Origin of the sequence: Bacillus sp. EKM501B, from assembly GCF_011800505.1 — a bacterium.
GTDB classification, from domain to species: Bacteria; Bacillota; Bacilli; order Bacillales; family Bacillaceae_G; genus Bacillus_A; species Bacillus_A cereus.
Window position 1 is genome coordinate 458,580 of sequence record NZ_JAALFZ010000001.1, and the last position, 14,854, is coordinate 473,433.

Here is a 14,854-nt window from a genome sequence, read left to right on the forward strand (position 1 = left end):
AGTACAAGGGGGTAATAAACCGATGAAATTAATGAAAAGAATAGCTGGCGCAGCAATTAGTTTTAGCCTTGTTGCTGGTGTGCTTGCTGGTTGTGGTGAAAAGAAAGAAGAATTAAATATTTATAGCTGGGCTGACAATTTTGATGAGCAAGTGCTAAAAGATTTTGAAAAGAAATATAATGTGAAAATTAACTATGACAAGTACGCAAGTAATGAAGAAATGCTTGCGAAATTACAAGCTGGTGGCGCAAAGTATGACTTAATCCAGCCGTCTGATTACATGGTTAAAACAATGGCGAAAATGGACTTATTAGCGCCGTTAGATAAAAAGAATATCCCGAATATCGAAAATATGGTTTCTAATTTCAAAACACCTGCGTTTGATCCAGAGAATAAATATTCTTTAGTGTACACTTGGGGTGTAACAGGGATTGCATACAATAAAAAGTATGTGAAAGAAGCACCTACAAGCTGGGCGGACTTATGGAATGAGAAATATAAAGGACATGTAACGTTACTGAACGATTCTCGTGAAGTATTAGGAGTGGGTCTTAAGAAGCACGGGTTCTCAAACAGTACGAAAGACGATGCACAATTAAAGACAGCAGCAGATGATTTAAAGAAGCTGCTTCCAAACTTATTAGCATTTGATACAGATAACATTAAACAAAAATTCATTACAGAAGATGCTTGGATCGGAACAGTTTGGTCTGGAGATGCAGCATTTATCGCAAAAGATAATAAAGATGTAGAATATGTTGTACCGAAAGAAGGCGGCACAATTTGGGCTGATACGTTAGCAATTCCAAAAGGTGCAAAACATAAAGAGCTTGCTGAGAAATTTATGAACTACTTACTAGATGAAAAAGTAAGTGTGAAAAACTACGAGTCAATTGGTTACAGTAATCCAAATGAAAAAGCTCATCCTCTTCATAGTAAAGAATACCGTGATAATCACATGATTTTCTTAACGAAAGAAGAGTTAGATCGTACAGAATGGCTTGTTGATGTAGACGATAAGTTAAAAGACTATGATCGTTACTGGACAGAGCTAAAAACAAAAGGTAAATAAGTAAGGAAATGCGGTTTCTAAAGTAGAAATCGCATTTTTTCATAGTAGGAGGAAATCGTTTGAAGAAGAAGTTACATCAGTATGAGGTAATGTGTATCGGTTTGTTATTTGCTGTATTTGGTATTGTTGCTTGGCGCGTACATGCAGGTGGCGTTACAGTGATGGATACATATGTCCGTGGATTAGTAAGAGGGCTACAAACGGAAAGTTCTCTTATATTTTTCTCGTACTTTACAAAATTGGGATCAGCAATTGGGATAGTCACTACGCTCGTTATAAGTTTGCTTGTTTTTTGGAAGAAGCGTTATTATGCTGCGATGATTGTATATCCAATGGGGATTTTAATAACACATCTTGTGAATAAAGGGATAAAAGAGATTGTAAAGAGAGAACGTCCGTCATTAAATGAAGCGCTAGATGCACTTGGATATAGTTTTCCTAGTGGACATGCAATGCTATCGATTATGACATTTGGATTTCTTACTTATATCATTGCTGCTAATTTGAAAAGCGTAGCTGGGAAATGTGTCACAACGATTTTGATGGGTATAGTAATTCTATCGATTGGATTAAGTAGAGTCATTTTAAATGTACATTACCCAACTGATATTTTAGCTGGTTACTGCGTAGGTGGTATTTTGTTAATTATCGTGATTTACTACCATCGTTTACTTACTGAGAGATTAGGGCTTAATAAAGAGAGATAGAAAAACGTCTGGAAAAACTATTATTATAGTTTTTCCAGACGTTTTTTGTTTATATCAAGATGTGATACAGTATAAGTGACAATTGAATTATTTAAAGTAGGTGAAAATGTGTGAAGACAAACGTACATAAAGTTGATAAGTGGGGGAAGTTAGGAGCCTTTTTGTATCAGTTTCGTTATACAGTAATTGTAGCGTTACTGTTGCTCGCAATCGCACTTGGGATTTTTGCTCCAAAGTTACCGGGAGTATTAGGTGGTGACGGTTTCCAAACGGAAGGCGACTATCAAAAAACAAAAGAAATTTTAGATCAAGATTTTAAGAAGTCTCAAGATACGCTACTGCTCGTTTTTGAGAAAAATAAAGATGCTTCGCATGAGGAATTTAAAAAGCGAATAGATGAAATTGTAAAGAATGTTCAAGAGAAAGAGAGCTATGAATCTTTCCATCACCCAATCCAAAATAAAGAAATGCTACAAGATGACATCGGTTATGCGACAATTTTATTTTCCGGGAAAACAAATAAAGAAAGAATGGAAAAGACATTACAATTTGCTGATGAGATTGAGAAAGAAAGTAATGTAGCATTAAAAGTAACACCTACAGGATTTCCGAAAATTAATCAAGAGATTAATGAAAGAACGCAAAATGATTTAAAAGTAGCAGAAATGATTGGATTACCAATTGCGTTTCTTGTATTACTATTTTCGTTTGGTAGTCTTTTGGCATCAATTTTACCGATTTTGAATGGGGCGCTTAGTGTTATTAGTACGATGGGGATATTGTATTTCATCGGTGTTGATAAAGAACTATCTATTTTCGTGTTAAACGTTGCGCCGATGATTGGACTTGCATTATCTATTGATTTTGCGCTATTATTTGTGAACCGTTTTCGAGAGGAAGTTGCTAAACGAACGGTAAAAGAAGCGATAGCAATTACATATCAAACGGCAGGACGTGCGATTGTATTTTCAGGATTATGCGTATTTGTTGGGTTATCCGGTTTGTTTTTCTTTAAGATAGATTATATTCAATCTGTCGCGATTAGCGGAATGATTGTTGTCATTATGAGCATTTTATTCTCACTCACACTTCTTCCAGCACTATTATCGTTAATAGGTAAAAGAATATTAAAAAAGAATCAAGTAGCACATACGCCGGCAAAAGCATGGCGTAAATTTGCACAATTTGTGATGAAACATCCAATTGCAATGATTATTGTTGTTACAACATTTATTGTTATTTGCTTATTACCATTACGTACAGCGAATTTGCAGTTCCCTGGTGTTGAAGCTTTACCTGAAAAGAGTGATACAAGGATTGCATATGAAAAGTATGAAGAATCATTTAATGAAACTGTCAAAACACACGCTGATGTTACGTTAGTTGTAGAGACGAAAAAAGATATGAAAGAAAAAGAAAGTCTACAAAAGATAGAAGAAGTCGTTCGAAAGTTAAAAGATGATAAGAAAGTACATGAAGTAAGAAGTTTATACGACGGGTTAACTGGAATGAAAGCAGATCAAGTTGTTGGAATATTGCAGTCGCCAGAATCAGCGAAACTAACTCCTGTATTTGAAGCATACACGCAAGGGAATAAGACGACGATAGAAATCTTTTTGAAAACAAAACCACGTACAGAGACTGCAAAACAGTGGGTACGTGACTTTAAAAAGAACTATAAAGAAACGGATGTTACGTATTATCTAGGCGGAATGACGACGTTTCAACAAGAATTAGAAGATGAAATTAAAGATAAAGTTGTAATTGGTATGTCTGTTATATTTGGATCGACCTTTGTTATATTATTATTTGCATTCCGATCTATACTCATTCCAATTAAGGCAATTGTTATGAATATACTTAGTTTAAGTGCAACCATTGGAATTGTTGTTTGGTTATTTGAAGGTGGTCATTTCGGTTTAGAAGCAAGTCCGGTTCTGTTTGTCTTACCAATCTTCATTTTTGGCCTCGTATTTGGGCTTAGTATGGATTATGAAGTATTTCTTATTTCACGTATTCATGAGCTCTATGAAGAAACAGGAGATAACGATCAAGCAACGTTAGAAGGGCTCGTTTCAACAAGTAGAATCATTACATCAGCTGCTTTAATAATGATTGTTGTAACTGGTGCATTCGCATTTACTGATATTTTACCAGTAAAGCAGATGGGTCTTGGCGTTGCATTAGCAATATTTCTTGATGCAACAATTATTCGTCTTATGCTCGTACCAAGCTTAATGAAGTTATTTGGAGACTGGAACTGGTGGTTACCATTTCGAAAAAAACGAGAAAAAGCATCGTAAAAAATGCTCATCAATATGATGAGCATTTTTTATGAATAGCAAAGCCTACATTTTGCAAATAGTATGTGATAAGAACATTACATAATAAGTAGGTGAAGGCAATGTTTCGTTATTTTAAGTTTAAGTTAAATGATACAGTACAGTTTGCCGAGAACGATGGGCATATGTATCGCATTGTCGGTTATCGGTTAGAAAAAGGATTTTATCCAAAAGATGAATGGACTCATATCATTTATGAACTACTTAGAGAATTTGACGGGTATACGATGGATGCAGAAGAGGAAGAACTTGTAAAGGTCGTTCAAGTAGAGGATGAGTATTACAAAATACAAGAAGTATCAGGTTATCGCTATCCAGTAAAAATGAAACAAAAACAACAAGTGATGAAAATAGAAAAGATGGACGATTTATTAGATGCTTACAATGATTATAAAAGGTTGGCGGATTTTTTTAAAGATTTATCGTATGAACAAAAAGCTGAAGAAGTATTATTAGAAATGAAAAGACTTAGAGCTTGAGGGGCAGTCTATTATAAGACTGTCCTCTATTTTTGACAGTGCATCAAAGTGTGTTTTCCGTTACAATGAGAGAATCAATAGAAATAAGGTGATAAACAGTATGGAAACAAAGAAAAAGGGCGAATGGTGTGAAATTATCGTTCCAGCTAAATGGAATGGTATAAGTATTGAATCGGTATTAAAAGTAGAATGGGAAATACCGAAAAAGCTATTACATCAGCTTCGTATGGAAAAAGGTGTTACGGTTAACGGGGAACAAAGAAGATGGAATGAGCTTTTAAAAGAGAACGATAAGTTACAAGTCCATATGTTTGCGGAGGAAGAGTACGGTGTAGATCCAGAATATGGTGAATTACATGTAGTATACGAAGATGATCACGTACTTGTCGTAAATAAACCAGAGCAAATGGACACACACCCTGCTGAAAAAGGTGGAACCGGGACGCTTGCAAATCTTGTTGCTTTTCATTTTCAAATGCAAGGTTTAGAGACGAAGGTGCGTCATATTCATCGTTTAGATAAAGATACGACAGGTGGTGTCGTGTTTGCTAAGCATAGAATTGCTGGTGCAATTATGGATCGTCTATTAATGGAAAGAAAAATTAAAAGAACGTACGCAGCGCTCGTTGAAGGGAAAGTAAAGAAGAAACAAGGAAAGATTGATGCTGCTATCGGAAGGGATCGCCATCATGCTACAAGGCGTCGTATTTCTTCAAAAGGTGACCAAGCTATCACATATTATAAAGTAGAAAAGTATTTTAAGAAGCAAAACACGACTTTCGTAACGTTACAATTAGAAACGGGTAGAACACATCAAATTCGTGTTCATATGAGTCATAATGGTAATCCACTAGTTGGGGATGTATTATATGGTGGACAAACAAAATATATGTCCAGTCAAGCATTGCATGCGATGAAGATAAATTTCTTGCATCCAATTACGAAAGAAGCAATTGAAGTTGATGTGCCGTTTCCTACAAATTTAAATAAAAAAATAAAAGAATTTCAAAAAGAAAATGCGTAAAGTATAAGTTTTAACTTGAAAAAAGTAGATTTTTGCAGGGATTTCTCTAAAAGAAGCGAAGCCGTTAAGAGAAAAGAGAGGTGAGAATCACTTGATCAAATATAAGTATGTACTTGGAATATTTTTCGCTTGTCTTTTACTTACTCTATTTCTCTATCCCTATTTACCAAATCGTATGGCAGTACATTGGAATGTAAATGGTGAGCCAAACGAGTTTATGAGTAAACAAGTTGTTGTAGCATTTATTCCCTGTTTTATTATTTCTTCATATGGATTTTTGTATATTATTTCACATAATATATTTAAGTTTAATGAAAGAGAGCATGGTATTATAGGCGGCTTTATAAAGAAAATTACGTTATTTATGTTGTTTATTCATATGCTTATCCTCTTTATTAATTTTAGGAAGGTGATATCCTTTCAAACAGGATTAACGATTGGGATTAGTATGTTTCTTTTTATGCTGAGTAAAGAATTTAAGAACATAAAAGGCAAAGAAAAAGAAAAAGAAAAAGAAAAAGACCCAATTAAATTACAAAAAATTCGTTTAGTGAGTAGACGGATTTTTCAAGTGATGGCATGGGGCATATTGTTTTCATTGTTTTTGAACTTAGAGTGGGGATTTTATGTATTGCTTAGTATAATAAGCTGTGGATCTATGTTGTTTATGTTATATATTTTCTATTCATACATAATAGAAAGCTATGAAACTTAAAAAAGAGTCTTCTCATTATGAGAAGACTCTTTTAATCTATTTACTTCGTAATAAATTGTTGTGTCCAGTAGTTGCCGCTTTCTACATAACCAACACCGATGTGAGTGAAGCCGTTATTTAAAATGTTTGCACGGTGTCCAGCGCTGTTCATCCAAGCTTGTACTACTTCTTCAGGTGTACGTTGGCCTTGAGCGATGTTTTCACCTGCAGATGTATAAGAAATACCAAATTTCTTCATCATATCAAACGGAGATCCGTATGTAGGGCTGTTATGATCAAAGTAGTTGTTTTTTTGCATATCTTCAGACTTAATACGTGCTACTTTGCTTAATTCAGTATCGATTTTTAGTGCTGGTAAGCCTTGTTTTGCACGCTCAGCGTTTGTTAATTCAACAACACGTTGTTCGAACTCACTTAAAGATTTTGCTTCTTCAGCAGGCTTTTGCTCAGCAGGTTTTTGTTCAGCAGGTTTTTGAGTATTGTTGTTTTCAGCAGGCTTTTGAGCTTCTGGTTTTTGAACTTCTTCAGCAGGCTTTTGCTCGGCTGGTTTTTGTTCAACTGGCTTTTGAGTTTCTGGCTTAGCTGTTGGTTGCTCAGTTACAACATTTTCAGTAGGTTGTTGACCAGGAATGAAGCAGTTTGGTTGGAAGTTTCCTTGTTGCCATTGTGCTAATGATTCAACTCCCATAGATTGTAAGAATGCTTGTAATTCTTGTTGGTTCATTTGTTTCATCATCACTTTTGAATGCTGAATATTTTGAACCTTTACGTTAGATGGTTGTACTGTTGCAGCTTGTGCATCTAGAGAAGATACTCCTAAAGTAAGAGCTGTTGCAGCAGCTACAGATAATAAAACACGCTTTTTCATGATGTGTGTCCCCCTATATAAAGTTTTAATTTGTTTTCACACGATTTGTTTTTGACAGCCTGTCTGACTGACAAATTCATCGTAGCATACAATTTGCGAGAAAAAAGATGGAAAAAAATTCATAGACTTTAAAATTACCTAATTTATCCTAAGAGAAGAAGGGAGCAAAAATAAGAGAAATATAGAGTATAAAAGGAATTTATAGTGTTTTTATACTTGGTTTTAAGAGGGGGTTTTTGGATAAAGTTACCTAAATAGAAAATGAAGAATCCTATTGTATCAATGGTTTGAACGATTTTTTGAGGAATATAATGGATTGATTTTTACAAAAATGTAATGTTTCTGTTGTTCTTTTTTATAATAAAGTAACATATTTTTAATGTTGTAGCAGACAAAAAAGCGGCTATCTCTTTACATAGACGAAGGAGATAGCCGTTTTCCTATTATTACGTATGTTACGAGTTATTACGAGTTAGTTTCAATTGCTTCTAATAATAAATCCACAATGTGAATTCCTCTCATTTTATGAGAAAGCCCTTCTCGCTCAATGCCCAATTTCATTTGTAATAAACAACCTGGATTTGCAGTAACAATGGTTGCTGCTTCTGTTTCATGCACACGGTCCATTTTGTAATCTAGAAATTCCATTGATAACTCTGAATGAACAATATTGTAAATACCAGCAGAGCCACAGCAGCGGTCGGCATCTTTCATTTCTCGATATGTTGCACCTTGGATAGCCTCTAGTAACATACGAGGTTCAGAAGATGTGCGCATAACATTGCGTAAATGACAAGAGTCTTGATACGTAATAACTTGCGGCGTGAGTCGTAAGTCAGTTCGCTTATGGAAGTCTAGTTCTACTAGTATAGCAGTAATATCTTTAATCTTAGAAACAAACTGCTTAGCACGTTCAGCCCAATCCGGATCATCCTTTAAAAGATAATCATAGTCTACGAGGTAAGCTCCGCAACCACCTGCATTCGTAATAATATAGTCGATGTTTAAGTCTTCGAATGCTTTTATATTGCGCTTTGCTAATTCTTTTGCTCCACTCTTTTCACCAGCATGTCCATGCAATGCACCGCAGCAACTTTGTGTTTTCGGAATAACGATATCACAACCAGCTAATTGAAGAAGTTTCATCGTTGCGTTATTTGTTTCTAAAAACATCGTATCCATTAAGCAGCCTGTGAAGAATGCAACTTGTTTTTTCTTTGTACTTTCTGCAGGTAAAAATGAAGGACGATCTTTCATCGCTTTCATTTTAGGGACTTTTGGTAAAACGAGATCCATCGTTGCAAGTGTTTCGGGGAATAACTTCATAATCCCTGTTTTATGTGTTAGCGTTTGTAAACCAGAACGTTGATAAAATCCGATTAGTCCAGTTAATGTTCTCATTCGATTTTGATGGGGGAATAATCCTTCAAAAACGACTTTTCGAACAGCTTTCACTGGCACCGAGAATTTTTTATTTTGATTAATAATATCACGAGCTTCTTCTAATAAATGCCCATAATTTACACCAGATGGACAAACAGGCTCACAAGCACGGCAACCAAGACAAACGTTTAATGTATTCTCAACATCTTCATCTGGTTCGATTAAACCATCAACGACAGCTTTCATTAATGCGATACGTCCGCGCGGTGAATGTGACTCTTTATATCCGGATTGAATGTAGGTAGGACAAGTAGGTAAACAAAAACCGCATCGCATACAGTTTAGTAATTCATCTTCACTTAATCGTTCTTTAAATTCTTTTTGAATATTTTCTTTATTTAATGTGGTCATCGCTCAACCACCACTCTTTTTCGGGTGTCTTTCGCGAACATTTTTCCAGGATTCATAATGTTATTTGGATCGAAAGCTTGCTTTATTCCTTGCATAGCTGCAATACCTTCCTTACCTAATTTCATTTCTAAATATGGAGCTTTCATCGCACCAACACCATGTTCACCAGTAATTGTGCCACCAAGTTCAATTGCTTTCGCAAATATTTCAGCAAAAGCTTGTTCAGCTCGGTGCATTTCTTCTGCATTACGAGCGTCTGTCATACAAGTTGGATGTAAGTTACCATCACCAGCGTGTCCAAACGTACAAATAGGAATATTATATTTTTTTGCAATGGTATTAATAGCTTCAACCATCGGAGCTATTTGTGAACGTGGTACAGTTGCATCTTCTAATATTGTAGTAGGTTTTAATCGTGCGAGCGCTGATAGGGCACTACGGCGAGCGGTACGAAGCGCATCTGCTTCCGTCTCATCTTTTGCAACGCGAACATCAACTGCATTCATAGAGTGACAAACGTTAGCCATTTTTTCAATATCTCGATTGACTACTTCGGGTGGACCGTCTTGTTCGATTAATAAAATTGCTTTTACATCTGTAGGTAAACCGATTTGTGCAAACTCTTCTACTACTTCAATTGTCGGTTGGTCTAAAAACTCCAGTGTTGCTGGAATGATTTTATTTGCAATAATAGAAGAAACAGCACGTGCAGCTTCATTAATATCTTCATATAATGCAAGCATTGTTTTCTTTGTTTCAGGCATAGGAACAAGTTTTAATATGGCTTCTGTTACCACGCCAAGTGTTCCTTCAGAACCGATAAATAAACGAGTTAAATCGTAACCAGCTACATCTTTTGCTAATTTACCACCAGTGCGAATAATATCACCATTTGGTAAGACAAGTTCAAGCCCCATTACATAATCACGTGTTACGCCATATTTCAAACCGCGTAATCCACCTGAGTTTTCATTAATATTACCGCCGATTGTAGAAATTTTCATCGAGCTTGGATCTGGTGGATAAAATAAACCTTTTTCTTCTACCGCTTTAATAATATCAAGTGTAATGACACCAGCTTGTACAGTAATTGTTAAGTTTTCTTCATCAATTTCTAAAATATTGTTCATATGGCGGAAAATAAGGACGATACCGCCTTCAAGTGGACATGTTCCTGCGCAAAGATTTGTTCCAGACCCGCGCACATACACAGGAATTTTGTGAGTGTTACATACTTTTAACACTTCAGCTACTTCATTTGTATTACGAGGAGCAATGACTGCATCAGGCATTGCTTGGAAGTTTGGAGTGGCATCATAACTATAAGTTAAACGCCCCATATTGGATGTATCTACATTATCTTCGCCAACAATAGATACGAATGAATGAATAATTTGTTTTTCTAACATTGGAAATCCCCCTCAAACTGTTAACGTGTTTAGTTATAATAAACAACGTGGTAACAGTGCTTTCATTATAATGATAAAAAAGTCGAGGGATTCTTTCTATGTATAATCATCTAAAGATTAATCTGTTTTATCGTTCTTTTTTGTATGATTATCTAATAGGAGGAGTGCGAAGTATAAAACGTTTAAGTCTTTGAATTGTTTTGGATCAAGTCCTGTATGTTCTTCAATCTTTTTTAGCCTATAATGTAAGGTGTTAATGTGTATATGTAATTGTTTAGCTGTCTGTTTATAAGATTGGTTATAATCGATAAATAAGCGTAAAGTGTGCATAAGCTCAGGAGATGATAGTAAGCTTTCGATGGTACGCTCTAGAAATTGTTCACGCGTTTCGGCAGAAATATCTTGTAAACACATTTCTAAACGTAAATCTTCATTAAATACAATTTTTTTCGTTTCCAATGATACAGAAAGAGCACGTAATGCTTGTTCGTAACATATGTTCATATTGTTTGGGGTAACTGTTTGCCCAATCCCGATATATAAAGGAATAGAAAATAAAGCTTCGCAGTCTTGTTTTAACCGTTTTAAAAACTGATAAGTTTGTTCTTTGGAGCTCATCGCTGTAAATAAAATAAAACGATCATTTCCCCAGCGAACAAATAGATGCTCTTTTGTTAAAATATTTCGTACATGTTGCCATATTTTACGCTGGAGCATTGTGTCATTTTTGCCAATAGAAAACAAAACAAGTTGTTTTTTCTTATATAAATCAATGCCAAGTGTTTTGGCACGATCAAGAAAACTCGGGGACCACTCTGTATTTTGAAGCCAATCAAAGACAAAAGCTTCATAAGAACGGTGCTCAAGTTCTAATTGCTCTAAAAAGTAGTTTTCATGAATTAATAATTCGGTCATCTTACGCAATATTTCTCCGTAGCGTGAAATATTTTCAGGTTCTCCGGTAATCCCAATGACACCAATTACTTCATCATGAAATAATAAAGGAAGATTCATCCCAGCCTTTACACCTTGCAATCGCCTTTCATCTTCTTTTGTAATGATGACGGTTTTCTTTTGTTTAGCGCAGCGGAGTGCACCTTCATGAAATTGGCCAATTCTTTCTGTATCTGTACTTGCGATAATAACGCCTTCTATATTAATGATAATTATATTTTCTGTAATTAGTCTGCGTACTTCTCGTACAATTTTATTCGCTAAATCAGGAAATAGCATAATTGACACACCTCAAATTCTATTTGTTGTACATTATATATGTAAATTGAGTAAGAAAGGGGAATTTCACACTTTCCACACATTTATTTGTTATTTTACAATTATAACGAAATCATCTGAAGATGGAGGGAATCTTTTGAGAAAGTATGTTTTTCTTCTCTGTTTTTTATTTCTATTAGTAGGGTGTCAAGGAAGTTCATATACACCAATTGCTAAAGATAAAAATGTTATTATAACTACGAATATAAAAGAAGGCAGTATTAGTTTTATTGATAAAAAAGATAAAAAGTTAATTACGACATGGGAACTAAATGAGCCAATGGCCGGAATCACACTGCTTCCAAATGGCGATGAAATACTTGTATACGGTAAGCAATTAGAATATATGTATGTATATTCACTAGCGGAAGGAAGGCAAGTGGAAAAATATAAAACTGGAAAGGGCATTGTAAATGTGGTCGTATCAGCAGATAAAAAACAATTATTTGCTGCTGATCAAAATGTTCAAAAGGTAAGGTTCTTTACGATAAATGGGAAAGAGACAGGAAATGTTTCAACAGGAAAAGGGCCTATAACGATGGTAGAGTATCAGAATCGGTTATCTGTACTAAACTTTTATGATACGAAACTAACGACAATTGATACGAAGAAAAAAGAAGTTGTTCAATCCTTTATGATTCCGCCAGCATCAACAGGAGCGACGATTAGTCCTGATGGGAAAGAAATATGGATTGGCGGGCATGGTGATGGAAATCAAGTGAATGAGAAAGTATTAGTGTATTCTTTACAGAGCGGTGAAATGGTACGTTCTTTACACGCTCCATTTATGCCTGTGAACATAACGAAAGATAATAAGTACGTATATGCATTAAGCCACGGTTCGAATATGCTTAGAAAATTTGATACTAGTACGTATAAAGAGGTAGCTTCCGTTGAAATAGGCTCAAATCCATTTGCATTTTTGAAAAGCGGAGCAGAAGGATATGTAGCAAGTTATGATAGTGATGAAGTGTGTGTTATGGATATGAAGAGTATGAAAATAAAACAAACAATTAAAGTCGGAAAAGGACCGTTTCAACTCATAGAGAGGGAAGGGAAGGACAATGAATAAATATAGAGTGCTAGTTGTAGATGATGAAAGTGATATGAGGCAGCTTGTTGGAATGTATTTGGATAACTTTGGATATGAGTGGGGAGAAGCTGAAAACGGAAAAGAGGCTCTTAAAAAACTAGAAACGAATCATTATGATTTCGTTGTATTAGATATAATGATGCCAGAAATGGATGGACTTTCAGTTTGTAAAGAAATTAGAAAAACGTCAGATGTGCCGATTATATTTTTAACCGCAAAAGGTGAAGAGTGGAATAGGGTGAATGGCTTACGTATGGGAGCAGATGATTATATTGTAAAACCGTTTAGTCCTGGTGAATTGGTTGCCCGTATGGAAGCTGTACTAAGAAGATATACAAAGCAAGAACAGCAAGAAGAGATTCAATTTGGACCAATTCTTATCAATGAAAAAAGCAGACGAATTGAGGCGAATGGTGAGTCGATTTCTCTTACTGTAAAAGAGTTTGATTTACTATATTTTCTTTGTCAGCATACAGGACAAGTATTTAGCCGGGAGCAATTACTTGAAAAGGTATGGGGATATGATTATGCCGGAAGTACAAGAACAGTAGATACGCACGTGAAAACGATGCGCTTGAAGCTTGGAGAAAGTGGAAACTACATTCAAACTGTTTGGGGTGTAGGCTATAAATTTGAGGTGTAACATATGTTTACGATGGTACAAAAACTTTGGCTTACAGTAGTATGTGCAGTATGTGTAACAGTGTCCTTTCTTTATTTCGTATCTTTATACTCGTATGAAAAGTTATACGTTGATAATTTAAAAACTTCGTTAGTAATGGAAGGGAAAAGTCTTGCTGCTCAATATGATAAGCGTGAAGGAATATCAACTTTTGAAGAGAAAGTAAGATCGTTTGATCAAATATCTAGTTCAGATGTTATTTTCGTATCTAATCCGCGTGATTTAAGCGCATGTTTGCCTTTTGATGTGCATCATCATTCTCTTATAAGTGAAGGAGATAGGCAAACGCTATTAGATGGGAAAACTGTGACAAAAATAGGATATGAAGAACATTTTGACCGTAATATTATGGGGGTTGTCATTCCTGTATTGGAAAATAAAAAATTAGTCGGAATTGTCTATTCGTATATTCCTTTAAAAAGTATAAAAGATTTAATCTATGATATGGGTCTTATTTTAGCACCGTTAGCAATTGCTATGATTTTAATTACGATATGGGTTGGAAGAAAAATTATAATTGCAATTACGAAGCCACTTTCGCAAATGGAGCGGGTTGCAAATCATTTGGCTACGGGAGATTTTTCGGAGCGGATTACAGTTTCTTCAGAGGATGAAATTGGACGATTAGGAAAAGCATTTAATAAAATGGCAAATTCATTAGAAACAGAAGATGTAAAGCGTAAGGAATTTTTAGCAAATGTTTCGCATGAACTTAGAACACCACTTAGTTATATAAAAGGGTATAGCGAGGCTATTTTAGATGGTGTTGCAAAGGGAGCTCAGCAGGAAAAAGTAACTCAGCTAATTCATAAAGAAGCAGGTCGTATGCAGCGTCTCGTTCATGACTTGTTAGACTTAGCACAATTAGAAGGTGAGCACTTTCCGTTAAAGAAGCAACCTATCGTTTTTTCACAGCTGATTGAAGACGTATTAGATACGTATGAGATTAAGTTTATAGAAAAGGAAATTCATATTTCAACCAATTTAAATCCAGAGGTCATTGTCATGATTGATGAGGATCGTATGCAACAAGTGCTTCATAATGTGTTAGATAATGCGATACGATATACAAATCAAAAAGGAAATATCGTTATAACTTTAGAGCAAATCGATGATTACTGTGAATTAAAAATAAAAGATACAGGAATTGGCATTGATATAGAGCATTTGGAGAATCTTGGGGAACGCTTTTACAGAGTTGATAAAGCGAGAAGTCGTCAACATGGTGGAACAGGTTTAGGCCTTGCTATTGTGAAACAAATTGTTCATATACATGGTGGACAGTGGAAAATTGAAAGTGAAAAAGATAAGGGAACAACGGTTATTATTAAACTGAATGTACAGGATGAGGGGGGCATGTTCTAATTTTTAGGGCATGTTCTTTATATTGAAGAAAA

The 14,854-nt window shown here is 35.2% G+C and carries 13 protein-coding genes; 9 read left to right on the forward strand and 4 right to left on the reverse strand.

The window, feature by feature from the left end; all coding sequences use genetic code 11:
- The first annotated feature begins 22 nt into the window (after positions 1-22).
- The 6 genes from potD (at position 23) to HFD78_RS02415 (ending at position 6,339) form a co-directional block, all read left to right on the forward strand.
- Positions 23-1,072 carry a spermidine/putrescine ABC transporter substrate-binding protein PotD gene (gene potD / locus HFD78_RS02390; RefSeq protein ID WP_000772485.1) on the forward strand — a complete coding sequence of 350 codons (1,050 nt, stop codon included), beginning with the start codon at positions 23-25 and terminating at the stop codon, positions 1,070-1,072.
- Positions 1,073-1,131: 59 nt separating this feature from the next.
- On the forward strand, positions 1,132-1,779 hold the full coding sequence (locus HFD78_RS02395; RefSeq protein WP_000727791.1) for a phosphatase PAP2 family protein: 648 nt from the start codon (positions 1,132-1,134) through the stop codon (positions 1,777-1,779).
- 110 nt (positions 1,780-1,889) lie between these two features.
- On the forward strand, positions 1,890-4,082 hold the full coding sequence (locus HFD78_RS02400; protein WP_098005797.1) for an MMPL family transporter: 2,193 nt from the start codon (positions 1,890-1,892) through the stop codon (positions 4,080-4,082).
- 101 nt (positions 4,083-4,183) lie between these two features.
- Positions 4,184-4,600, forward strand: a complete 417-nt coding sequence (locus HFD78_RS02405; RefSeq protein WP_000490301.1) for a hypothetical protein — start codon at positions 4,184-4,186, stop codon at positions 4,598-4,600.
- Between the two features lie 100 nt (positions 4,601-4,700).
- The gene (locus tag HFD78_RS02410; protein WP_000448325.1) at positions 4,701-5,624 is read left to right on the forward strand and encodes an RluA family pseudouridine synthase; all 924 of its coding nucleotides are present in this window, start codon (positions 4,701-4,703) and stop codon (positions 5,622-5,624) included.
- A gap of 91 nt (positions 5,625-5,715) precedes the next feature.
- Positions 5,716-6,339 (forward strand): DUF1648 domain-containing protein, encoded by a 624-nt coding sequence (locus HFD78_RS02415; protein WP_000599000.1) that lies wholly within the window; start codon positions 5,716-5,718, stop codon positions 6,337-6,339.
- Positions 6,340-6,379: 40 nt separating this feature from the next.
- Here HFD78_RS02415 and HFD78_RS02420 read toward each other — a convergent pair whose 3' ends face one another.
- The 4 genes from HFD78_RS02420 to HFD78_RS02435 form a co-directional block, all read right to left on the reverse strand.
- The gene (locus tag HFD78_RS02420) at positions 6,380-7,207 is read right to left on the reverse strand and encodes a CAP domain-containing protein (RefSeq protein ID WP_000747593.1); all 828 of its coding nucleotides are present in this window, start codon (positions 7,205-7,207) and stop codon (positions 6,380-6,382) included.
- Positions 7,208-7,672: 465 nt separating this feature from the next.
- Positions 7,673-9,001 (reverse strand): (Fe-S)-binding protein, encoded by a 1,329-nt coding sequence (locus HFD78_RS02425; protein ID WP_000209649.1) that lies wholly within the window; start codon positions 8,999-9,001, stop codon positions 7,673-7,675.
- Positions 8,998-10,410, reverse strand: a complete 1,413-nt coding sequence (glcD, locus tag HFD78_RS02430) for a glycolate oxidase subunit GlcD (protein ID WP_000890754.1) — start codon at positions 10,408-10,410, stop codon at positions 8,998-9,000. The genes HFD78_RS02425 and glcD overlap by 4 nt, the downstream gene beginning before the upstream one ends.
- 117 nt (positions 10,411-10,527) lie before the next feature.
- Positions 10,528-11,652 (reverse strand): CdaR family transcriptional regulator, encoded by a 1,125-nt coding sequence (locus HFD78_RS02435; RefSeq protein WP_001999325.1) that lies wholly within the window; start codon positions 11,650-11,652, stop codon positions 10,528-10,530.
- Between the two features lie 127 nt (positions 11,653-11,779).
- Between HFD78_RS02435 and HFD78_RS02440 the strand changes: the two genes are divergently transcribed.
- Genes HFD78_RS02440 through HFD78_RS02450 form a run of 3 tightly spaced genes read left to right on the forward strand, consistent with a single transcriptional unit; the run spans position 11,780 to position 14,822 of the window.
- A complete protein-coding gene (locus tag HFD78_RS02440; RefSeq protein ID WP_001234147.1) occupies positions 11,780-12,754 on the forward strand; it encodes a YncE family protein in 975 nt (324 codons plus the stop codon).
- Positions 12,747-13,418 (forward strand): response regulator transcription factor, encoded by a 672-nt coding sequence (locus tag HFD78_RS02445; RefSeq protein WP_001046405.1) that lies wholly within the window; start codon positions 12,747-12,749, stop codon positions 13,416-13,418. Before HFD78_RS02440 ends, HFD78_RS02445 begins: the two co-directional genes overlap by 8 nt.
- A gap of 3 nt (positions 13,419-13,421) precedes the next feature.
- The gene (locus HFD78_RS02450; RefSeq protein WP_000494818.1) at positions 13,422-14,822 is read left to right on the forward strand and encodes a sensor histidine kinase; all 1,401 of its coding nucleotides are present in this window, start codon (positions 13,422-13,424) and stop codon (positions 14,820-14,822) included.
- Positions 14,823-14,854: the final 32 nt, after the last annotated feature.

Bases quoted from the DNA above. Each gene is read 5' to 3' on its own strand.
- HFD78_RS02425 (WP_000209649.1), bottom strand. From the start codon at position 9,001: ATGACCACATTAAATAAAGAAAATATTCAAAAAGAATTTAAAGAACGA.
- HFD78_RS02410 (WP_000448325.1), top strand. From the start codon at position 4,701: ATGGAAACAAAGAAAAAGGGCGAATGGTGTGAAATTATCGTTCCAGCT.
- HFD78_RS02405 (WP_000490301.1), top strand. From the start codon at position 4,184: ATGTTTCGTTATTTTAAGTTTAAGTTAAATGATACAGTACAGTTTGCC.
- HFD78_RS02420 (WP_000747593.1), bottom strand. From the start codon at position 7,207: ATGAAAAAGCGTGTTTTATTATCTGTAGCTGCTGCAACAGCTCTTACT.
- HFD78_RS02445 (WP_001046405.1), top strand. From the start codon at position 12,747: ATGAATAAATATAGAGTGCTAGTTGTAGATGATGAAAGTGATATGAGG.
- potD (WP_000772485.1), top strand. From the start codon at position 23: ATGAAATTAATGAAAAGAATAGCTGGCGCAGCAATTAGTTTTAGCCTT.
- glcD (WP_000890754.1), bottom strand. From the start codon at position 10,410: ATGTTAGAAAAACAAATTATTCATTCATTCGTATCTATTGTTGGCGAA.
- HFD78_RS02450 (WP_000494818.1), top strand. From the start codon at position 13,422: ATGTTTACGATGGTACAAAAACTTTGGCTTACAGTAGTATGTGCAGTA.